Here is a 23289-nt window from a genome sequence, read left to right as displayed (position 1 = left end):
GGTAAGATGTTTTGTTTGATATTATGTAAAATTAAATACTGCTAAATAGTTAATTTTGTTTCACCTACTAAATCTGTATATTCCTCAACTTTCTTCTTAGCAATATAAATATTCAAGTCAAAGGATTGAATGTTATGAGGTTGTATAGTTAAAGTATTACCTTGTTTAATAATTTTAACTTTGCCAATTCTTTTACCATAACTATCAGTAATTAGACTTGCTAGTTTCCCTTCCTCAGGTTCAAAAATATTAATTGTTGGATGATTGGTAAAATCATACATCGTTTTATCGTCAAACTCTCCTGTCACAATAACCGAGTTTGGGCGAGCCAGTATCGGTAAGCTTAATTCATCAAATATTTTTTTATACCATTTTCCACCCTCATAGGCTTCTCCGGTCAAAATATTTATCCATCTGCCATGAGTTTCTGGAACATAAAACTGTACCTTTCCTTGATCATTAAAAATAGGAGCAACTAGCAAATTATCGCCTAACATGTATTGCATGTCTAAATCCTCTACTCCCGGATCTTTAGGAAATTCCAAAATCATTGGACGAAGAATTGGAGTCCCATGAAGATGTGCTTTTAACGACATATACATTAAATAAGGTAATAACCTTAACTTAAGATTTGTAAACTTTTTAGTATTTTCTACTGCTTCTTCACCATACAGCCAAGGAACCTTATATGTTGTTGAACCATGGTAACGAGAATGCGAGGTTAACAGTCCGAATTGTGTCCACCGGATATATAGATCAGGAGTTGCACTAGCTTCAAAACCAGAAATATCATGAGACCAGTAGCCAAAACCACTCATACCAAATGAAAGACCACTACGCAAAGTTTCTGCCATTGAAGAATAATTTGAGGAAGAATCACCACCCCAATGTACTGGATAACATTGACTACCAACTGTTGCAGAACGGGCAAATACTAATGCCTCTTTTTCACCTTTAACTTCAGCAATAGTTTCAATCACAATCTTATTATATAGTAATGTATAATAATTATGCATTTTTTCAGGATCAGATCCGTCAAAGAACTTTACATTCTCACTAGGAATTCTTTCACCAAAATCTGTTTTGAAAACATCTACGCCTTGATACAATAATTTTTTTAAATAGCTTTGATACCATTTAACTGCTGAGGGATTTGTAAAATCAACAATTGCCATGCCTGCTTGCCATTTATCCCATTGCCAAATATCGCCATTAATTTTTTTAATGAAGTAGCCCTTTTCCATGCCTTCTAAAAACAAACGCGATTTTTGAGCAATATATGGATTAATCCAAACACAAATTTTAATTCCCTTATCGTGAATTTTTTTGAGTAGTCCTTCTGGATCAGGAAAAGCATCCGGATCCCATTCAAAATTACACCATTCCGTTGGTTTCATCCAACAACAATCAAAATGGAAAACTGATAACGGAATATTCCGTTCCAACATACCATTAATAAAACTCATAACAGTTCTTTCATCATACTTAGTTGTAAATGAAGTAGTCAGCCACAAGCCGTAACTCCAAGCTGGTAACAGTGGTGGTTTACCTGTTAATGCAGTGTAGTGATCCAGAACTTCTTTATTGTTTTCACCACCAATAAACATAAAAGAAAGCTCCTGATCAGGAACAGAGAATTCAACCCTATCAACTTGTTGGGATGCAATCTCATATGAAACTTTTTCAGGGGTATCTACTAAGATTCCGTAATTTCTATTTGATAAATATAAAGGAATATTTTTATATGATTGGGTAGTTTCAGTACCGCCATCTTTATTCCAAATCTCAACTTCTTGTCCATTTTTAACGAAGTTGGAAAAGCGCTCACCAAGTCCGTATATTTTTTCGCCTGGTTGTAAAACAAAAGAATTAGACATGTGAACTTGACCATGCGGATCAAAAATTCTCGCAATGGATCTATCAACTACTTCTGCTTTGAAATTATTGTCATACAAATAAATAAACTTAACTTGTTTACCCTTTGTTATTTCAAGAGAAGTTTTACCAGATTTAATAATAAATCTGTCCTTTTTTTCTATTATTTCTGGTTTAAAATTTGCACTCTTATTTAGTTTGAAATTAGGACCATGGTCTACTGCGCCTTTATAATTGATAATTTTAATATTAATTATATTTTTACGTGGTGCTGATACCTCTACGGTCAACATACCATCGTCTAAAGTCATTCCAGGATCAGTTATTTCCTTAAACGGAATCCATAGGGTTAACTTGTTTTTTTTAATTTTACTATCATATATACTTTGACCATAATCAATAGCGTAACCATCACGAACAAGCCAATTACCGTTTAAATACTTCATGATTATTCCTCAACTTTTAAATCCTTACCATTTGATTTAATGACATTCTTATACCACGAAAAACTGCGTTTGGGGATACGTTTTAAGCTACCATTTTCTTGATCATTTTGATCAACATAAACAAAGCCGTAACGTTTAGAATATCCGTTTAGCCAGCTTAACAAGTCTGTAAAAGACCAAGCACAATAACCTAGCAGGTTCACACCATCAGTAATAGCTTCCCGCATTGCAATAATATGTTCTGATAAGTAAGAGATGCGATAATTATCGTTAATTTTGCCTTTAACAACCTTATCCTGAGCCCCTAAGCCATTTTCAGTAATCATAATAGGCAGGTGGTACTTTTCATAAACTTGTCTAAGTGCAATTCTCAATCCAGTTGGGTCTTTTTCCCAGCCCCATTGAGTTTTATCTACATATGAATTTTCTACATTATTAAACATAGGAACTTCAGGTTCATTAGCATTCCTTTCTTTGGGCTGTTCCAAATAGGGATCAGTTTTATCAAAACTTTCTTGCTCTTCAGATTTAACCGCTTTTTGAATTCTATTTTGTTGAAAAGTACCACCATGATAGTAATTAATACCAAGAAAATCCGGATGAGCTTCAGTATCCTCCAAAATCTTTTGTTCTTCTCCCGTAACTTCAGGCATGATATTCCATTTTTCAAATTGCTTCTTACAGAAAAATGGATACTTGCCTGTACAATATACATCTAACCACCAATTATTATTAAAATCATTTGCATTCATCGACGCTAACACGTCTTCTGGATCTGAAGTTTTTGCATAAGTTGGGCCATAACCAAAACTTGGTCCTATCATACCATTCGGAACCATTTGATGAAAGAGCTTAATTACTTCTGCATTTGCAATATTGATATGATGATTTGCTAATAACATTAATTTAAAACTATGCTTTTTAGGTGGATGTGTACCCCAACGATATCCCATGGACGTAAAAACATTCTGTTCGTTTATGGTTACCCAATATTTTACTTCTGCACCAAATTCTCTGAATAGAAGCTCGGCATAATTTTTAAACGCTGCAATAGTTTTAGCAGATTCCCATCCACCATATTTTTCTTGTAATGCCAATGGAAGATCCCAATGATATATAGTCAATATAGGCTCAATGTGTGCTTTTTCAAGTTCATGAATTAAATTATGGTAAAATTTCAATCCCTTTATATTTACTTTTCCCACTCCTTCGGGAATAACACGACTCCAAGCAATAGAAAAGCGATAGGCTTTTAATCCCATTTTTTTCATTAAGCCTACATCCTCTTTATATTTATGATAATGATCTACAGCTACATCTCCACTAGTACCTTTATAAGTATTCCCCTTCTCATGTGCATATACATCCCAAATTGATTTTCCTTTTCCATCTTCAGTTGCTGCACCTTCTATTTGATAGGCAGCTGAACTTGCTCCCCATAAAAAATCTTTTGGAAAATTATCTAATTTTTTATGAAACATCTTTTTTACTCCCCATGTAGGCCCAATAAGCTCCGTAAAGACTCGCATCATCATAGAAACGGCACGACTCTATTTCAGCTTGAAAATCTCGCCAATTCGGAATCCCAGCCAATTTATTATTGAGTATTGGAATTAGCTCACTATTTTGACTAACACTTCCACCAATTAAAAACTTTTGTGGGTTAAGAGTACAAGCAATATTAAAAATGCAAATAGCTACATAAGTGGCCCATTGATCTACTATTTTTTTTACTTGTGGATCATCTAATTCAGAAAATATTTGAAATTCTTCTACTAAATCATTCGGAATTCCTCTCATTTCCGAATAACTAGCAATCAATGCTTTTGCAGAAGCTAAAAAATGTTCACTATCATAGCCATGACCAGAATAATCACTGATCATCATACCAAATTCACCCGCTGAATAACCAATTCCTCGAAGTAAAGTATTATTAATAAAAATAGCTCCACCTACACCATTACCCAAAGTCATAACTACAAAGTCATGAACGTCTTGAGCATTTCCATTTAATTTTTCCGCTATTGCTGCACAATTAGAATTATTTTCAATAAATATTTCAATGTCATTATTTAAATAATGATGCAAATCTTCAACAATATTGTGACCATCCAAATTTCTCAGTGATCCGGCTCTGATAGCAATATTACGTTTAACATCAATGAAACCTGGAAAACTAATACTAATCGCAGTAACTTCAAAGTCACTTTCTTTTACTAATTTTGCTAAAGATTCATAAAAAGTATTGGCAGAGCCATTTGAAATTTGATACTGACCTTTACCCGTTAAGTTATCGTTTCTATCAAAAAAACCATACCTGATATACTTTTGCCCAACGTCTACTGTTAATACTGCCATTGCCGCATCTCCTGTTCGAGTTAGTTAGTTTAGTTTACATACCTTGATAGTTAGAATAATACTATCCAGTTTAAATGTAAATACATTCAATGAATATTATTGAATGAATTGAGAAAATTCCTTTATAATAAAAAGTAAGAAAGGTAATTAACAAAATGGTTATAAATAAGCAGGCTATGCGCAAAAGCAATGAGATTTCCGTCATAAAACACGTTATTAATTATGGACCAATTTCTCGTAGCCAAATTTCTAAGGATCTTTCAATCAATAAGGTTACAATTTCAAGTATTTTAGATGATTTACTAACTAAAAAATATGTTACAGAAATAGGTGAAGGTGAAAGTACCACTGTTGGCGGTAGAAGACCATTACTTGTCTCCTTTAATTCTAAATACGGATACTTTATCAATTTAGAATTGGGTTCTAATTCACTTAAAATTATGGCTACTTTAGCAAATGGTTACATTAATCGTTTTGAAGAAATAGCGTTAACTAATAAAAGCAGAAGTATTAAAGAAGTACTAAAAAAGAAAATCTCCGATTTTCATATATTAGGTACACAAAGAGGATTACTTGGTATTTCCCTGGCAATCCATAAAAAGGAACAGTCGAAATGCAATTCATTAGAAGCCTGGCTTAAAGAAAACTATTCTGTTCCCGTAATAGTTGCCAATAACGCTGATGCGGCAGCAATTTTTCAACGAGATTTTTCTTCTAATAATCACATAAAGAATCTGATAACAGTTGCCATTGACGAAACCATTAATGCTGGCATAATTATTAACGAAAATTTATATACAGGATTGGGAAATAATGCAGGAGATTTGGGTGAAATGCAATTTTTGTCAACAAGAGATGAAACACTAAAACTATTTAATCCAGAAATATATTGTTCTCAAGAAGCCATATTAAAAAATATCTCCCAAGCTAAAGGACTAAATAATTTATCCATTCAACAAATAGCAAAATTATACTTTAAAGGAAATAAGCAAGTTAGTGAATCTATTTCTCAATTTGTTAAATGCTTATCTCTTGTGCTAAATAATCTTATTGCTACCTTTTCACCACAAATGATAATTCTTGATTCAACCTTACTTGAAAACATTCCTAACTTACTTATTCAAATAAAAAATAATCTACCAATTTTAAGAAAACATAAAACACAATTGCAAATAGCGCGTAAATCGCGATTCGCACCTCTTTTGGGAGGTTATTCACTTTTGTTACGAGAAGTATTTGAATTAGGAAACAAGAGGTTGCGACTTATTCCTTAAAGATTGTTTTTAAAAATAATTTGACAAAATTCATGTAAGGGATTACATTATGCATGGTTAGTTAGTTCACTTTACATACCTGATTAAACAATCTTTTAGGAGGATTTTATCATGCATAACATAATGACAACTATGCAACAAAAGCTACTGCCTAAACTGGCAAAAGTTGGTAACTTAAAATATATGATCGTTCTTAGAGACGGAATGATCATTACTATTCCATTTACTATTTTCGGATCAATATTTATGATTATTGCGCAACTACCTATTCCAGGTTGGGCAAATATTATTAAACCTTTCGCACCTGCCTTAAACGCTTGTGTCACGGTTACATTTGGAATTCTAGCATTAATAGTAGCAATGGGAATTAGCTACCAAGCAGCTAAAGCTAACAAGATGGATCCAATGTCCACTACTGCCATTGGTACTATAGCTTTCTTAATGGCAATGTTAAATAACAAATTAGCAATTGATCCATCTCAACTAGGCTCAGGTGGTATTTTTACTGCTATTGTAATTTGTATCTTAACAGTAGAAGTAATGCGTTTCTGTATTAATCATCACTGGGTTATTACTCTACCTGATTCTGTACCACCTGCAGTTGCAAACTCTTTTTCATCCTTAATCCCTGGTGCTGCAGCTTTATTAGTTGTATGGATTATTAGAGTAGTATGTAACATTGATATCAATAGTGTAGTTACAATGATCTTCAGTCCCCTCGTAGTAGGTCTTTCAAGTATTTGGGGGGTTGAACTAGCGATCTTTCTTGTTTGTTTACTATGGACTGTTGGAATTCATGGCACTAATATTGTGGGCAGTATTTATACTCCAGTATTCTTAACTTTTTTAACTCAAAACATTAATGCAGTTGCAAAAGGAAAAGCTCCAATTAACATTACTGCAGACGGATTTTTAAATTTTGGTATGACCATTGGTGGCACTGGTGCAATTTTAGGATTAGTTCTTTGTATGTTTACCGCCAAAAGTAAAAGATATCAAGCAATGCGCAATTTAAGTATCATGCCAGCTATCTTTAATATCAGTGAACCGGTTATGTTTGGTGTACCGGTTGTCTTAAATCCTACATTAATGATTCCATTTATTTTAGTTCCAATGATTCTACAATTTATTACTTATTTCTTAATGAGGTTTCACATTATCGGAATGATTGTAGCCCAAGTACCTTGGACAACACCAACAATCATCAGTGGATTTTTAATGACTGGTGGAGATTGGAGAGCAGCAGTGTGGCAAGCAATTGAGTTGATATTTGCCATTCTTGCTTACTATCCTTTCTTTAAGTCACTTGATAGACAGGCCTTAAAGCAAGAAGAATCAGTCAATAATTAATATTATTAAGTTTTAAAAATTCAGACAACAAATAAGGAAAATCTAAACGATTTTCCTTATTTTTAATATAGCTTTTTATCTTCATTATAAACTTCATTATAAATTTGCTTTCTTGTCAGAAAGTTTTAAAACTTCCAATCAGACAGATGGAGAGAGATATTATTATTTTTAACAAAATATTTCTTGAAGGCAGTGCCAAATGATAAATGATCTTTAAGGTGATTGCGATAAGCATCTCTAATGCTCAAAATTACTGTTACTGCTAAATTAGTAGTCAGAATTATCAGTATGCCAATAAATATATATAAAAGATATAACATTTGAGCCCTCCCACTTTTACTGTATTACTTTTCTAAAACACTAATACCAAGTAGAAACATTGTCAATACTTTTTTGGAAAAATAAATAGACTAATAATCAAATTGATTACTAGTCTATTTTAATTTGTGTTAAATCATACGTATTATTTAATACATATATTTCTCTATAGCAGTCTTAGGATCCATTCCTGCACGAATTTTTAGTTCTAATTCAATTGCCACATCAGCAATAATAACTTGCGGATCAATAACATTATACGGATGCTCTGGCGCCTTTTCCTGAGCTAAAGATAATTCAGTACAACCAAGTAAAATTACATTACAACCATATTGATCATGCATGGTGCGTAATATGCGGTGATAAAGTTCGCCATCAACTACGCCTTTTTCTTTAATGTTGGAATAAATCAGCTCAGTAACCAGCGGTTGAATCTCAGGACCACCCAGTTCTACCTCACGGCCAACTTGTTCAATTTCGTCTTCGTACAGATGATCATAAATCGAACCTTCTGTAGCAATCAAACCAATCTTTTTTTCTTCCGGATAATCATTTACGAACTTATGCACGGCAATGCGCATCATATGCAAAAAAGGAATGTCAGTTAGTTTAGCCAAGTCATCATAAAAAAAATGTGCAGTATTACATGGCATCACGAAAAAATCAGGCTTTAGCATTGCTTGCTGGAGCACATCATCACGCAAGGCATTGAAAAAATTAGGCTGACTATGGTCTTTGATATAAGCCGTTCGGTCAGGAATTTGGGCATCATTAACTAAAATATAATTCAGATAGTCCTGATCTTTAGTAATCTTTATACGGTGATTAATCATGCGGACGTAGCTTTCCGTTGCAATGGTACCCATACCACCAATAATACTAAAAAAATGTTTCATTAATACCTACTTTTCTAACCGTTAAAATGTTCTTTTTGCCCTTCAAGTTCATCAATTACCTGTTGTGCAACTGTAATATCAGACGGATAAGGAGTATCTACTCCCCGTATCTTTTGATAACTATCTTCACCTTTACCACAGATCAGAACAACATCACCCTGCTTGGACATACTGATTGCATCATGAATGGCCTTCTTACGGTCTAGTTCTATTGTGACATCAACTTTAGAATGATTGATCCCTGCATCAATTTCCTGTGCTATATCCATGGGATCTTCAAAGCCAGGATCATCTGTTGTCAGAAAGGCTTTATCAGCGTAGGCATTCAGACTGTTACTAAAACCGGGACGACGAGAAACTCCTTTGTCACCAGGTGCCCCCACAACGACAATAATTTTAGGATTATTAAATTCTCGTTGCATAAAGCCCATAAGAGCCATCATTGAGGCTTCATTATGTGCGAAGTCCACAACCACTACTCCGTGCTTCTTTGTAACTTCTGTTTGCATTCTTCCAGGGACGGTAACTTGACTGATACCTTTAGCAGCATCGTCATAATTCATTCCTGCCAGTCCTGCACCAATTACTGCTGCGGTACCGTTAGATTCATTAAAATCACCTAACATCTTTAACTGGTAATCGCCAGCTATTTTAAGCTGCTTGGCTTTGTCGCTAACACATAACACCTGGAACCTGGTCCGTGACATATCAAGCTCTTGGGTCGAAAAACGAAAATCGATGGTCTGTTTCAGATCCGGATTAGTAAATTTTTCGTCAGCAAATAAGTAAATACTGTCTGGATCAGTAGTAGTCATGGCCGCAGCGTAAACTTCAGGAAAATGATCAGTCTGAGCGTTAATAATACATTTACGAGCATTAACCAGCAGCTGCAACTTACAATGTAAATAATCAGCGAAATTGGGATGCTCATTGGGTCCAATATGATCAGGTGTAATATTTAAGAAAAAGCCCAGGTCATAGGTCAGACCAAATACCCTGTTTTTCTTATAAGCCTGGCTGGAAACTTCCATAACCATATGCGTCATTCCGTTGTCTACAGCTATTCGCATATCACGGAACAAATCAAGTGATTCAGGCGTAGTCAAGCTTGACTTAAAAGTATCATCTTTTTTAGGTCCCACAACTGTGTTGACTGATGAAATTAACGCCGTTTTACCGCCGTTTACCTGATCTAACATCCCTTTTAAAAAGTAGGCCGTTGTAGTCTTGCCTTTAGTACCAGTAATAGCTATTAAATATAAATCGTCTTGTGGGAAACGGAAAAATGCCGCAGACAATAACGCCATCGCTTTGGAAACATTACGCACAATCAGTGCATGCATTCCCTTACCTTCCGGATAGGGTTGCTCTGCTACATAACAATTAGCACCATTCGCCTTTGCCATTGACAAATAAGTGGGACGAAAACCAGCACCTTTACAGAAGAATAATGTATTGGTATGAACGTCACGCGAGTCATACGACACATATTCCATCTTAGAAGATATAGTATCTTGGACAGCACTCGATTTAAGCAGATGGTGTTCTTTTAAAATTAAAATACAGGTATTTAAAGAAATACTCATGCTATACTCCTCTATTTATTATCTCAGTCAAAATTATACCACAGCTATGCTGGAGTTTTTTCACTCTTTAAGTTTAAAGGCAGGCAAATAATGAAACGGGTCCAATCTTTGTCAGATTCACAGCGGATTTTTCCCTGATGAAGATCAACAATACTTTTGGTAATTGATAGACCTAGCCCGGTGCCACCAGTTTGGGTATTACGGGAGCCTTCGACTCTGTAAAAACGTTCAAATATTTTTTTCAACGAATCTTCGGGAATTTGAGCACCATTGTTTTCTACCCGTAACTCAACTTCATTGTTATTAACTAAATTAGCAATTAAGTTAATTTGTGTTGCACCTGTACCGTACTTTAGCGCATTAGTGATGAGATTATTATAAACACGTACCAACTTTTCCGCATCAGCTTGAATAGTTAAATTTTTAGGTCTTGCTTCTATATTAAATACTATCCCTTTTTCCTGACCTTCGAATTCAAAGCCCGCGGCAACCTGCTCTAACATAGAAAAAATATGTAAAGAAGACAAATTTAATTTGGTACTAGTTGATTTTAACGTGGTATACTCAAGCAAATCATGAGCGAGCGATTTCATCTGTTCAGCCTTCATATATGCAATATTAAGGTATCTTTGTTGATCTGCTGGATTTGACACCCCCGATTTCAGTAAACCCAAATAGCCGATGATAGAAGTTAAGGGCGTTCTGATATCATGAGAAACATTGCTAATCAGTTCGTCCTTTGACTTTTCAATCGCTTTTTCTTCATTAATCGCATTTACTGTACTGTCTACTAACGAATTAATTGAATCAATTACTTTTTGCAAATCAGTTTTGACTTTAAAAGAAATTGTATGGTCAAAATGTCCCTTAGCAATATAATGCAGTTCAGAAATAACATGTCTTAACTGCATTTGATGATAGCGCCGAATTAAGCGCCAGTACAGAACGATTAAATCACCAATACCCATGAAAATAATAAAGGTATTCTGCCAGGACCATAAGTGGCGCCCACCAGCAAAGGTAATGGTCTTTTTTAAAAAATATATCCCGTTAACCAGGTTTTTATCTTGTAAAATTGTCAAGTTGATTAAAATAATCACTGACAGGTTCAATAGTAGCTCTAGAACTACCGTTATAACGCCTTCAGCAAACAGCTCACTCTTTTCCGCAGCTGTCAGCTTGACCCTTTCCTTTTTCATCTAGTTAAGCCTCAACTTTATAGCCTACTCCCCAGACGGTCTGAATAACATCTTCACCACCCGTTGCCGATTGAATTTTGTCACGCAGGTGTGAAACATGCACCATAACGGTTTTAGCAGAAACTATCGATTCCTGCTGCCAAACCCGTTCAAAAATTTCATCCGCTGAAAATACACGGTTAGGGTGACTGGCGAGCAAATATAAAATGCCAAATTCCAGGGCAGTCAACTGAATGTCTTTACCATCAATTGTCTTAACTTCATGTGAATCACGGTTAATAATCAGTGGTCCCACTTCTAAAATATCTGGTTCATCATCCTTAACCTGCTTTTGACTACGACGCAAAAGTGAACGAACTCGTGCCATTACTTCTAAAGGATTAAATGGCTTAGAAACATAGTCATCTGCTCCAGTAATCAAGCCTTGAATTTTATCCATATCACCAGTCTTGGCTGATACGATAATAATTGGGATATCAGAATCTTTGCGTACTTCCTTGATAACATCAATTCCGCTCATATTAGGCATCATGATGTCCAAGATCATTAATGCAATATCTGGCGTCGTAGTTAATTTCGTAATTGCTTCTTTGCCGCTATAGGCAACAACTGGAGTGTAACCTTCATTTTTAAGATAAATACTTAACAGCTCGACGATTTCTTTATCATCGTCAACAACTAAAATTTTCATAGGGCTAATTTCCCTTCTTTTATCTATTGATTATTTTTCGCTTTATTTCATTATTCCACTAAATATAGTTTAGCAGAATCTATGTCTAATATTTTAGTCAATTTTGTAATAAACTACTAATATTCAAGCATAATTTTATCGTTTTATTAAAAAAGCTGGACAGTTACCAGCTCATTTCCTATTTTAAACTATTAATATTGTTCAAATATTTAATCAGCCACTGGCGATCAATGAAGCCTAAATATTTTCCATTATTATTTTGTACGGCAACTTCATTTTGACGGCTCAAAAGTAGCAGTAATGCAGCAATTTTTTCATTAATATTAATTACAGGCATTGCTGCCAGCGAATTAGAACTAGTTTGCTTAAATTCATTAAATAAGGCTGCTTGCTTTAATGGTGTTTCATATAAATTGTTCCCTAAGCTGCCTTTAAAAAAGTCCCTGACAAAATTGTTTGCCGGATGGCGTAAGATTTCTTGTGGCTGATCGACCTGTAATAATTTGCCATCCTTCATAACGCCAATCCTGTCAGCTAAGTGCAGGGCTTCATTCATATCATGCGTCACAAATAAAATTGTATTATGCAGTTGCTTGTGCAAATTAATAACTAGTTCTTGTAAATTTGCGCGGGAAAGTGGATCCAGGGCGCTAAAGGGTTCATCCATTAAAACAATCGGTGGCTTTGACGCAATCGCGCGTAAAATGCCAATTCTTTGTTGTTCACCGCCAGACAGTTCATGAGGATAACGGTGAGCATACTCTTGGGGATTTAGTCCCACTTTTTCTAATAAATTTGCGGCCATTTCCGTAAGATCAGCTTTAGCACCTTGAATTTCCGGAATCAAAGTAATATTTTTAGCAACAGTCATGTTAGGAAAAAGAGCAATTTGTTGCAAAACATAACCAATTTTCCAGCGCAATTTTTGAACGTTATAATCAGTCGTAGGCCGCTCATTGACTAAAATCTGTCCAGCACTAGGATCTGCCAAACGGTTAATCATTTTAATCGAGGTAGTTTTTCCACTGCCTGAGTTTCCTACCAAAACGAAAAGTTCGCCTTGCTGAATATCCAAATTAAGATCGTTAACTACTACTTTTTTAGCAAAGGTTTTATTTACATGCTCAAACTTAATTGCTGAAGTCATCTTACTTCTCCTTAAGCAAATGCTGTTTTAATAAAAAGTGACGTGCGACTTGTCCAGGATCCATATTTTTAACATTAACTTCATAGTTCATTTCCTGCATCTGCTTTTCGGAAATCCTGCCAGCCAGCTTATTCAAGCTGCGGACAATTTGCGGATGCTTGCGGGCAAAATCATTGGTCATCAAGGGAGCGCCCTGATAAATAGGAAAATTATGCTTATCATCTTTTAAAATAGTCAAATGATATTGGCGCAATTCACTATCAGTTGAATAGGCATCAACGATGTTAACTTTATTCTGATTAATTGCCTGGTAACGCAAAGCCGGTTCCATTGACTTAACAGGGAAATCAATCTTGTATAATTTCTTAATACCCTTGAACCCATCACCACGATCAATAAATTCTAATGTCATTCCTCCTTTTAGCTGATTGGTGATATTAGCCAAATCACTGATTTTTCTTAAACGATTTTTCTTTTTAAATGAAGTTTTAACTGCTAAGGCATATGTATTATCGTACGCCATAGGCTTAAGCAAAGTAAGCTTATCCTGTTTATTCATTAATTCTTTTGCTTTTTCATAGGTTTCTTTTTCAGACAAACCAACCGTTTTAACCGGAGACTTCGCAAAGGTTTCCAAAACAGTTCCCGTAAATTCTGGATAAATATCTATTTTATTGTTTTTCAAAGCAGTATATAAAAAGGTAGTTTTACCAAAATTAGGTTTCAAGGTCACTTGAACGTGTGGATCGTCTTGTTCAATTAACTCTTTATACATGTTAATCAAAATTTCTGGTTCAGAACCTAACTTACCGGCAATTGTAACTGTTTCTTTCTGACTGGCAACAGCTTGATAAATTCCACTTCCCGCTAAGAAGATGACACTAACTCCTAATATTCCCAAAACTGTTTTAACTGAGGTATGTTCCAGCCACTTAATGAGCGCGCTTAGAGTAATCGCCAAAACGCCAGAACAAACAGCGCCAATTACAATTAGTCCGGTATTGTTGCGGTCAATTCCCAATAAAATAAAACTGCCCAAGCCTCCAGCACCAATTAAAGCTGCCATGGTGGCAGTACCGATAATTAAAACTAAGGCCGTTCTAATACCCGAAATGATTGTCGGCATAGCTAAAGGCAACTCCACCTTAAGTAATTTTTGCATGCGTGACATACCGAATGCGTCAGCAGCTTCTTCTAGTGCCGGATCAATTTCAGTTAATCCCAGGTATGTGTTCTGAAAAATCGGTAATAGTGCATATACCACTAAAGCAATCACAGCAGGCACTGTTCCAATCCCAACGAGTGGAATTAATAAACCTAGAAGTGCTAGTGACGGAATGGTCTGTAAAATGCTGGCAACTTGCAATAATACCTCTGCTATTTTAGTGTGTTTTACTGTCCAAAAGGCCAAAGGCATGGCAATCACCATTGCAATCAGCAACGAAACTAACGATATTTGCAGATGCTGCAATAAAGCAACTCCTAAATCGCCTTTGCGCTGGCTTAAAATCTGGATAATTTGATTCATCGCTTAATTCCTTTATTACTTTTTTAAAATTTGAATTATCACCAAATTATATTAATAGTGTCGAACCAACTAAATTCATTTATTTTACCATAACACAAACTAATGGTTGAAAAGTAATTATTGCTTACACCATTATTTAAAGCAAAAAAATTCCCAGTCTATAGGACCAGGAATATTTTAAGTACATCTATTCTATTTCTTTTTTACCAGTATATAACTCGTAGTAATAACCCTTCTTCTTTAGGAGTTGTTCGTGATTGCCGGCTTCAATAATATGGCCATGATCAAGCACCAGAATTAAATCCGAGTTAACAATCGTAGACAGGCGGTGAGCTATGACAAAGCTAGTGCGACCTGCAAGCAAGTTATCCATACCAGCTTGTACCAGTTTTTCCGTTTGGGTATCAATGCTTGAAGTGGCTTCATCCAAAATCATCACAGGTTCATCTGCTATCATTGCTCGTGCAATACTGAGCAGCTGCATTTGTCCTTGAGACAAGTCTCCGCCATTGCCATCAATGATTGTTTTATAACCTTCATCCAAATGATGAATAAATTCATCAGCATGAGATAAGTGTGCTGCCTGATATACATCATCATCACTTGCATCGGTATTGCCAAAACGAATATTGTCCATCACCGTACCGGTAAACATATGCGTGTCTTGTAAAACAATTGACAGAGACTGACGCAAATCATCCTTCTTAATTCTACTAATGGGAATACCATCATAAGTAATCGTACCAGAATTAATTTCGTAAAAACGATTAATCATATTAGAAATCGTCGTTTTACCAGCACCGGTTTCACCAACTAAGGCTACTTTCATACCTGGCTTAGCGTCAATAGAAATGTCGTACAAAATTTGTTTATTCGGCGTATAGCCAAAATTAACATGATCAAAGACGATATGTCCTTTAACTGTGACTTTCTTAACAGAGCCATCTTTTTGTGGTACGTTCCAATGCCAGGCACCCTTAACATTTTCATCCTTGGTAATAGTGACATCACCATCATCAATTTCAACGGGTTGATCCTCTAACTTAAAGATTCTTTCTGCGCCCGCTAAAGCCATTACAATAGAATTTAATTGTTGTGAAATCTGGGCTATTGGCATTGCAAATTGCTTAGATAATTGCAAGAAAGCACCAATGACTCCTAATGAAAGTGGGGCAATACGGTTAATAGCAACTGCTCCACCTAAAATAGCAATTAAGACGTAGAGCAAATTGCCCATGTTGCCCATAATAGGGAACAAAATTGTGGCATACGTATGAGCTTTACCAGATGCTACTTTTAAAGATTCATTATAAGCATCAAAGTCTTCTTCAACTTCAGGTTCATGGCTAAAGACCTTTATTACCTTAAGACCATTAAGCATTTCTTCATTGTAACCATTAACTTGACCCAATTCTTTTTGTTGCAATTGAAAATAATGAGCGGAGCGAACGGTTAAAAAACGGACGATTATAATAGAGAGTGCAAAAACAATCAAGGTAAAGATAGTTAATTGCCAACTTAAAGCCAGCATGGCACCCAAAACAAAAATGAGGTTCAACGCAGAGTTCATAAACTGCGGAATTGATTGTGAAATCATTTGTTGCAAGGTATCAATATCATTAGTATAGCAACTCATAATGTCGCCATAATCATTTTCGTCAAAATAGGAAATTGGCAACATTTCCATGTGCTCAAACATTTCAAGTCGTACTCTATATTGTACTTTCTGGGCCAAAACTGCCATCAACACAGCAAAAAGATAATTAGAAATAAATCCGATAGCATAGCAACCAAACATAACTGCAATTGCATGTAAAAGCGGACCAAAATTTGGCTGCGCTTCTTTAGTTAAGGGAATAATGTAAACATTAATCAAACGTTCAATAAATAGTGAACCTAAAACGTTTGCTGCAGCTGTTAAAATTATTGCAATTGTTGAAGCAATCAGCATCCAAGGACTTGTACTGGCAACTAATTTAAGCAGACGCCATAAAATTGTGGAACGTTTACCAGTATTTTGGCTATTTTTATTTTCTACTGCTTTATCCAAATTAATCACCTACTTCTTCTGTTCTTCTTGAAACTTAGCAATTGAGCTGTATAAATCATTACGCTGCAATAGCTCTTCATGTGTCCCGATATCCTGAATCTTGCCTTCATCCATTACAATTATCCTGTCTGCATCTTTAATTGACACAATTCTTTGAGAAATAATAATTTTGGTAGTATCGGGCATATCCTTTGCCAAGGCTTCCCGAATTTGACGCTCAGTCTGTGTATCTACTGCTGAAGTAGAATCATCGAGTATCAAGATTTTCGGCTTTTTGAGCAATGCCCTTGCAATAGTGATCCTTTGCTTTTGGCCACCAGAAACATTATTACCGCCCTGCTCAACCATAGTGTCATATTGATCTGGCATTTCACGAATAAAGTCATCAGCGTGAGCAATTTTTGAGGCAGCGATAATTTCTTCATCTGTTGCATTTTCATTGCCCCATTTGAGGTTTTCCTTGATAGTGCCTGAAAATAGGACATTATTTTGTAAAACCATGGCAACATTATCACGCAACGTCTTTAAGTCATAGGACTTAACGTTATGTCCCGATACACGCACCGCTCCAGAATCGGTATCGTAAAGCCGCGGAATCATAGAAACTAATGTAGATTTTGATGACCCCGTACGACCAATTATTCCTATTGTTTCACCCGGCCTGATATTTAAGTTAATATCACTTAAAGCCAGTTCCTTATCATCTGGGTCATACTTAAAGTTGACATGATCAAAAATCACTTCTCCATTATTCACATGCTTTAACGGTTTACGTGGATTTTCAATTGAAGGCTTTTCATTAATAACCGCAGCAACCCTGTGACCACTAGCTCCTGAAACTACCAGCTGAGTAATGATCATAGCTAGCATGTTCAAGCTACCCAAGACAGAGTTGGAATATGAGAACATTGAAATTAATTGACCAGTCTGTAAACTGCCACCCACAATTTCCTTAGCACCAAACCAGCAAATAGCTAAATTAGAAATATTCAAAACAGCCATGACAATCATGGAGTTAAGTGACATGATCTTCTGAGCTGTAGCAAAAAGTCTATAAATAAAACCAGCCGATTTTTTAAACTTAACAGTTTGCGCTTCTTCTTGCACATAGGTTTTGACTTCGCGAATACCACGAACATTTTCCCGGACAACCTGGTTCATGCGGTCATAACCGCGGAAAATTTTAGGAAAATACTTGCTGGCACTTTTAATCACTAAGCCTAAAAGGATTACGAAAACCGGTGCAATCACGACAAAAACAAGTGACAACTGTGGACTAACTATTATTGACATAATAATTGAAACTAACAACATCATTGGTGCCCGAACTGCTATTCTAATCAGCATTTGATAAGACATCTGAATGTTATTAACATCAGTAGTCATTCTCGTAACTAGGCTCGCGCTGGAAAACCTGTCAATATTTTCAAAAGAATAATCTTGCACATGATAGAACATATCTTTACGCAGGTTAGCCGCAAAACCAGAAGCAGCGTGAGCAGAGGCATAACTGGCACCGGAACCTAAAACAAGTGAAACAACTGTTAACACCAGTAAAATAACACCAGTCTTAGTGATATATGACATATTTCCCTTCATAATGCCATTGTCTATTAATATACCAACTAAATACGGTATTAACATCTCAATGATAACTTCACCAGTAACAAATAATGGCGACAGCAACGACAGTTTTTTATACTGCCTGATTGACTTACGCAGCGTGTTAATCATTAAATACCTCTTTCTAATTTATTAATGCTTTCTTTTTTACGTGTTTTCAGTTTAAAAAGGATAAATAGATTCATAATAAATCTATTTATCCTTTAAAACATATAGTTATCTAAGTATAGCGCTTTTCTTGACAAAAAGCACCTATTTGCTCTTATCAGCTGGTGAAAAGGCCGAACCAATAATTTCATAATGCCGGCGGAACAACCAGCGAATGCCATACGCTACCGCTGCAATAATTAAGTTATATACTCCTGGCAAAGCCGGGTTGATCACTTGTAATGCAGGAAGGCCTAATACGCCAAAGCAGATAAAGAGCATTCCCATCAGTAAAACAAAACCCCAGATTAATTTTGACCACGGAATTTTACGATTTTTACTGCCATTAGGTAAAACCCAGTCATTATATTTGGTCATGAAAACACCTAGTGAAGCACCAACAATCAATAATGTTAATACACCCATCTGTGAATTATATTTGTCATTCTTTTGGAACAAGCCAATTAAGCCAAAAAGACCAAAGAAAATAGCAACATAAAACAAGGCATTATCCGTAGCGTATTGCCAAAATAGAATATCTGAAGCCTTTTTCTTTTTGGGCTTTAACATGTCAGCAGCCTTAAGTTTAGGCGACATATTATAATACGTGCTGGCTGGTTGACCATGACGTTGTGCAATTACCAAGTCATTTAAAAGCTCATCCACTCTTTTTTGGGCATCTTCATGACTCATTTTACCCTGTGTTTCTAGTTCTTTTTGCAAACGAAAAACATAGTCAGAGTTCTTGTTACTGAGTTGCTTACGCAATTCAGCAGGCTGCATTTGCTTGACTTCATCATCCTTATTCTGATTAATTACTTTTTCTTTTAACTTTTCCTGCTTATTAGTATCTATCTTAGCTTGTTCTTCAGTTTTCTTTTCTGCCATTATTTTTTCCTAAACGTTAAATCTAAATTCAATAATGTCCCCATCTTGAACTTCATAATCTTTACCTTCAAGACGTAGCTTTCCCGCTTCTTTAACCTTTTGCATGGTTTCATACTGATCAAGATCAGTAAATGAAACTACTTCAGCGCGAATAAATCCCCGCTCAAAATCAGAGTGAATAACGCCTGCAACTTGCGGAGCCTTCATTCCCTTATGAAAAGTCCATGCCCGTGTTTCAGGACCACCAGCCGTAAAGAAAGTCCTCAAGCCTAAAATGTGGTAGGCTGCACGGATTAAACGGTCAAGGCCTGACTCAGTTACGCCCTCTGCTTCCAGGAACTCAGCTTTTTCATCGTCATCCAAGCCGGCAATTTCTTCTTCGGTTGCAGCAGATATACCTAAACATTCCGCATTTTCACTTTCTGCATGTTTTTTAACCACTTGATAGTACTCGTCTTTTTCTGGGTCGGCCATTGAACTTTCAGCGATGTTAGCTACATAGATAACGGGTTTATCAGTCAGCAAGAACAAGCCCTTAACAATTTTTTGCTCATCGTCATTAAAACTGATTGAACGGACAGCTTTACCTTCTTCTAACACCGGCTTGATTTTTTGCAAAACATTGAACTCTGCTTTAGCCTCTTTGTCATTTTGCTGGGCAATCTTTTTTACCTTATTAATGCGGCGATTGACGGCGTCAAGATCCGCAATTGCCAATTCCAAGTTGATAGTGTTGATATCTTCTTCCGGATCTACTTTACCAGTGACGGAAGTAATATTATCATCTTCAAAGGCCCTAACAACATGGATAATAGCATCCGTTTGCCTAATATTTTCCAAGAATTTATTACCCAGACCTTCACCTTTTGAAGCGCCTTTAACTAATCCAGCAATATCGGTAAACTCAAAAGTAGTGTGAACAATTTTCTTAGCCGGAATCAGTTCCTGAATTCGAGCCAGTCTCTTGTCCGGAACTTCAACCATTCCGACATTAGGCTCAATCGTTGCAAACGGGTAGTTGGCCATTTCCGCACCCGCTTTAGTAATTGCGTTAAACAAAGTTGACTTGCCCACGTTTGGCAATCCAACAATCCCAGCAGTTAATGACATTTTTATCCTCTTTCTTTAACAAAATCAGTTATTTTCTTGATTAATATCCGGCCGTGCTATTTCTTTTTTAGGCACATAAAGCGTATTTTTAATATTAACCGGATCATTCGCCTTAGTTAAAACTTTTTTTAAATTATGCGCGAATTTTGAACGCGGCATCATTACGATATGGCCACATCCCATGCACTTTAACCTGATATCAGCTCCTAAACGCAGAACTTCCCAGTCATTAGTTTTACAAGCATGTGGCTTTTTCATTAATACCGTATCTGCCAAACCATAAGCAATTTCTTTATTCATCAAGGTCGACTCCCAGCACATCGAGTATTCTATTCAGCTCTTCTGTTGAAGAGAAGCCAATCGACAAATGGCCGCTACCTTTTTTACTTGCGGAAATATTGACAGTTGAACCCAGCTTATCAGCTAATTGATGTTCAGTAGCACGAATAAATGGCGATTTGTGCACTGTCTTTTTGCGCGGCTTTTTAGAATTAAGATTGGCTACCAGTGCCTCAACTTTGCGTACTGGCATTCCTTCCTTAACCACTTGCTTAGCTACTTCATCAATCTTGTCCTTATTCTTTAAACCTAAAAGCGTTCTGGCTTGTCCCATTGAAAGTTCACCGTGCTGTAACAAGTGCTTAGTTTTATTAGGAAGTGTCAAAAGACGCAAGTAATTAGCAATATATGGACGGGACTTACCCATTCTTTTTGAAACTTCTTCTTGGGTCAAACCTAAGTTTTTTTGCAGCATTTCGTAGGCCTGAGCTTCTTCAAGAGGTGTTAAGTCCTCACGTTGCAGATTCTCTAAAACGGCAACTTCCATCATTTGGCTTTCGCTAAAGTCACGGACAATTGCCGGTATTGTAGTCTTTTTAGCCATTTTTGAAGCACGAAACCTGCGTTCACCCGCAATAATTTCATAGCCTTTCACCGACTTACGCACAATAATTGGCTGAAAAACACCATTTTCTTTAATCGAATCAGCCAATTCTTTAAGAGACTTGTCATCAAAGTTTTTACGTGGTTGATAAGGATTAGGTCTGATATCGCTTAAATTTAAATCCTGAATTTCTTCTTCATTATCTTCAATTTGCGGTTCGTCTTCAAACAAGGCTTCAATCCCCCGACCTAAACCACCATGTTTTTTAGTATCTTTATTTCTTGAGTTTCTTACCATGATTCTTTAACACCTCCTTAGCTAAATCATCATAAACTTCAGCACCACGTGAATTAGGAGCATATTCAGTAATTGCTTCTCCATAACTAGGTGCTTCAGCCAGCTTAGTAATTCTTGGAATAATAGTTTTATAAACCTTATCAGAAAAATAGGAACGTACTTCTTTTACAACTTCCGCACCTAAATTAGTTCGCGCATCCAGCATGGTCAGCAAAACACCCTCAACACCTAAATCTTTATTAAAGTGTTTTTGCACCAAACGGATGGTATTAAGCAGCTGGCTAAGCCCCTCCATAGCGTAATACTCACTTTGAACGGGAATTAAAATTGAATCAGATGCCGTAAAAGCATTGATAGATAATTGGCCTAATGAAGGCGGACAATCAATAAAAATAAAATCATAATTACCACTAATTGAATCTAAAGCTGACTTCAAGCGTGTTTCTCTGGCCATCATACTGATTAGTTCTGTTTCAGCTCCAGACAGATTGATAGTCGCCGGAGCTAAATCCAATCGCTTAGTTGAAGTATGGAAAATCGTATCTTTAAGGGGAACGTCATTAATTAAAACGCTGTAAATATCTTGATCAATAGCAGATTTTTCAATTCCCAGGCCAGAGGTTGCGTTACCCTGCGGATCAATATCGACAATTAAGACTTGATAACCGCGTTCCGCAATCGAAGCCGCTAAATTTATAGTTGTTGTCGTTTTACCGACGCCACCTTTTTGGTTAGCAACTGAAATTACACTCACCATATTTTCCATGCCTTCCTACTTTCTTTTCAATTCAATCGTAATCATATAATCATCAGGATCATTATTTTCTTTGAACTTAACCTTGATGCCAGACTGTTGTGCGAGTTTAATTGCCCTTTTAATTGTATTAATTTGTACTTTCAAATCTTTAGGAATGCGATTGGCTGCTCGTCTTGTTTGTTCTGCCTGTTCTTTTTCCTTATCCTTAACTTTTTTGCCTGCAAAATACTGGTCAACATTTTTAACGATTTTTTCGGTGTCGCTCACATTCAAGTTATTTGCAAGTATTTCATCTAAGACACGGCCTTGATCTTTCTCACTCAGTCCTACCAAGCAGCGACCGTGACGTGGTGAAATTTCACCACTGGCCAAATAACTTTGTACTTTCGGTGTTAACTTTAACAGGCGCAGCTTGTTAGCAACATAAGATTGTGACTTGCCAATATTTTGGGCCAAGGTAGTTTGAGTCAGGTTATTTAGTTTCATAAGATTACTATAAGCCTGTGCTTCATCAATCGGATTTAAATCTTCCCTTTGCAGGTTTTCAATTAAAGCTAATGATGCAGCCTGGCTATCATCCATGTTATTAACTATTGCCGGTATTTTTGTCCAAGCGAGCTGCTTTGCGGCTCGTAATCTGCGTTCACCAGCAATAATTTCATAATTGCCCTCTTTTTCACGTACAACAATTGGTTGCAGTAACCCATCTTTATCAAGGGTTGATGCCAATTCATGAATTGATTCTTCAGAAAACTGGTGCCGCGGCTGAAAAGAATTGGGTTTTATTTTACTTAGCTCAATATCCTGAATCTGCTTATTTTTAGGTATTTCTTCATGATGACGTAAAGAAGAAAATAATGACATTT

The 23289-nt window shown here is 36.1% G+C and carries 20 protein-coding genes; 2 read left to right on the top strand and 18 right to left on the bottom strand.

Features of this window, described 5'->3' with window-relative positions; all coding sequences use genetic code 11:
• Window positions 1–41 precede the first annotated feature (41 nt).
• The 3 genes from yicI to ACFQ32_RS07565 are packed head-to-tail and all read right to left on the bottom strand — an operon-like array spanning window position 42 to window position 4679.
• Window positions 42–2321: an alpha-xylosidase gene (yicI, locus tag ACFQ32_RS07575; RefSeq protein WP_046324254.1), complete on the bottom strand. Its 2280-nt coding sequence runs from the start codon at window positions 2319–2321 to the stop codon at window positions 42–44.
• 2 nt (window positions 2322–2323) lie between these two features.
• Window positions 2324–3802: a glycoside hydrolase family 1 protein gene (locus ACFQ32_RS07570; RefSeq protein ID WP_046324253.1), complete on the bottom strand. Its 1479-nt coding sequence runs from the start codon at window positions 3800–3802 to the stop codon at window positions 2324–2326.
• The gene (locus tag ACFQ32_RS07565; protein WP_046324252.1) at window positions 3792–4679 is read right to left on the bottom strand and encodes an ROK family protein; all 888 of its coding nucleotides are present in this window, start codon (window positions 4677–4679) and stop codon (window positions 3792–3794) included. The genes ACFQ32_RS07570 and ACFQ32_RS07565 overlap by 11 nt, the downstream gene beginning before the upstream one ends.
• 155 nt (window positions 4680–4834) lie before the next feature.
• Here ACFQ32_RS07565 and ACFQ32_RS07560 point away from each other — a divergent pair, with 155 nt between their 5' ends.
• On the top strand, window positions 4835–5953 hold the full coding sequence (locus ACFQ32_RS07560) for an ROK family protein (protein ID WP_046324251.1): 1119 nt from the start codon (window positions 4835–4837) through the stop codon (window positions 5951–5953).
• 111 nt (window positions 5954–6064) lie between these two features.
• On the top strand, window positions 6065–7303 hold the full coding sequence (locus tag ACFQ32_RS07555) for a PTS sugar transporter subunit IIC (RefSeq protein ID WP_046324249.1): 1239 nt from the start codon (window positions 6065–6067) through the stop codon (window positions 7301–7303).
• A gap of 125 nt (window positions 7304–7428) precedes the next feature.
• Here ACFQ32_RS07555 and ACFQ32_RS07550 read toward each other — a convergent pair whose 3' ends face one another.
• The 15 genes from ACFQ32_RS07550 to noc all read right to left on the bottom strand — a co-directional run bounded on the left by ACFQ32_RS07550 (window position 7429) and on the right by noc (window position 23287).
• Window positions 7429–7623, bottom strand: a complete 195-nt coding sequence (locus tag ACFQ32_RS07550) for a hypothetical protein (RefSeq protein WP_046324248.1) — start codon at window positions 7621–7623, stop codon at window positions 7429–7431.
• A gap of 147 nt (window positions 7624–7770) precedes the next feature.
• On the bottom strand, window positions 7771–8517 hold the full coding sequence (locus tag ACFQ32_RS07545) for an aspartate/glutamate racemase family protein (RefSeq protein ID WP_046324247.1): 747 nt from the start codon (window positions 8515–8517) through the stop codon (window positions 7771–7773).
• A 14-nt stretch (window positions 8518–8531) separates the two neighbouring features.
• The gene (locus ACFQ32_RS07540) at window positions 8532–10103 is read right to left on the bottom strand and encodes a UDP-N-acetylmuramoyl-L-alanyl-D-glutamate--2,6-diaminopimelate ligase (protein WP_046324246.1); all 1572 of its coding nucleotides are present in this window, start codon (window positions 10101–10103) and stop codon (window positions 8532–8534) included.
• A 44-nt stretch (window positions 10104–10147) separates the two neighbouring features.
• Window positions 10148–11302 carry a sensor histidine kinase gene (locus ACFQ32_RS07535; RefSeq protein WP_046324245.1) on the bottom strand — a complete coding sequence of 385 codons (1155 nt, stop codon included), beginning with the start codon at window positions 11300–11302 and terminating at the stop codon, window positions 10148–10150.
• A gap of 4 nt (window positions 11303–11306) precedes the next feature.
• The gene (locus ACFQ32_RS07530; protein ID WP_046324244.1) at window positions 11307–11993 is read right to left on the bottom strand and encodes a response regulator transcription factor; all 687 of its coding nucleotides are present in this window, start codon (window positions 11991–11993) and stop codon (window positions 11307–11309) included.
• 178 nt (window positions 11994–12171) lie between these two features.
• Window positions 12172–13140 carry an ABC transporter ATP-binding protein gene (locus ACFQ32_RS07525; RefSeq protein WP_046324243.1) on the bottom strand — a complete coding sequence of 323 codons (969 nt, stop codon included), beginning with the start codon at window positions 13138–13140 and terminating at the stop codon, window positions 12172–12174.
• A 1-nt stretch (window position 13141) separates the two neighbouring features.
• Complete coding sequence (locus tag ACFQ32_RS07520) at window positions 13142–14668, bottom strand: ABC transporter permease/substrate-binding protein (protein WP_046324242.1); 1527 nt, start codon at window positions 14666–14668, stop codon at window positions 13142–13144.
• Window positions 14669–14855: 187 nt separating this feature from the next.
• Window positions 14856–16718: an ABC transporter ATP-binding protein gene (locus tag ACFQ32_RS07515; RefSeq protein WP_046324349.1), complete on the bottom strand. Its 1863-nt coding sequence runs from the start codon at window positions 16716–16718 to the stop codon at window positions 14856–14858.
• 9 nt (window positions 16719–16727) lie between these two features.
• Window positions 16728–18452, bottom strand: a complete 1725-nt coding sequence (locus ACFQ32_RS07510) for an ABC transporter ATP-binding protein (RefSeq protein WP_046324241.1) — start codon at window positions 18450–18452, stop codon at window positions 16728–16730.
• A 141-nt stretch (window positions 18453–18593) separates the two neighbouring features.
• A complete protein-coding gene (locus tag ACFQ32_RS07505) occupies window positions 18594–19376 on the bottom strand; it encodes a DUF1129 family protein (RefSeq protein ID WP_046324240.1) in 783 nt (260 codons plus the stop codon).
• 9 nt (window positions 19377–19385) lie between these two features.
• Complete coding sequence (gene ychF, locus ACFQ32_RS07500; RefSeq protein WP_046324239.1) at window positions 19386–20486, bottom strand: redox-regulated ATPase YchF; 1101 nt, start codon at window positions 20484–20486, stop codon at window positions 19386–19388.
• Window positions 20487–20510: 24 nt separating this feature from the next.
• Window positions 20511–20786 (bottom strand): DUF951 domain-containing protein, encoded by a 276-nt coding sequence (locus tag ACFQ32_RS07495; RefSeq protein ID WP_046324238.1) that lies wholly within the window; start codon window positions 20784–20786, stop codon window positions 20511–20513.
• On the bottom strand, window positions 20779–21666 hold the full coding sequence (locus tag ACFQ32_RS07490; protein ID WP_046324237.1) for a ParB/RepB/Spo0J family partition protein: 888 nt from the start codon (window positions 21664–21666) through the stop codon (window positions 20779–20781). The genes ACFQ32_RS07495 and ACFQ32_RS07490 overlap by 8 nt, the downstream gene beginning before the upstream one ends.
• The gene (locus tag ACFQ32_RS07485) at window positions 21644–22423 is read right to left on the bottom strand and encodes a ParA family protein (RefSeq protein WP_046324236.1); all 780 of its coding nucleotides are present in this window, start codon (window positions 22421–22423) and stop codon (window positions 21644–21646) included. Before ACFQ32_RS07485 ends, ACFQ32_RS07490 begins: the two co-directional genes overlap by 23 nt.
• A gap of 15 nt (window positions 22424–22438) precedes the next feature.
• Window positions 22439–23287, bottom strand: coding sequence for a nucleoid occlusion protein (gene noc, locus ACFQ32_RS07480; RefSeq protein ID WP_046324235.1), 849 nt, complete (start codon window positions 23285–23287; stop codon window positions 22439–22441).
• Between the last annotated feature and the right edge of the window lie 2 nt (window positions 23288–23289).

Source organism: Lactobacillus melliventris, assembly GCF_042679465.1.
Taxonomy (GTDB): domain Bacteria; phylum Bacillota; class Bacilli; order Lactobacillales; family Lactobacillaceae; genus Lactobacillus; species Lactobacillus melliventris.
The sequence above is the reverse complement of the archived record's forward strand: the minus strand, read 5'-3'. Positions and strand labels throughout refer to the sequence as shown.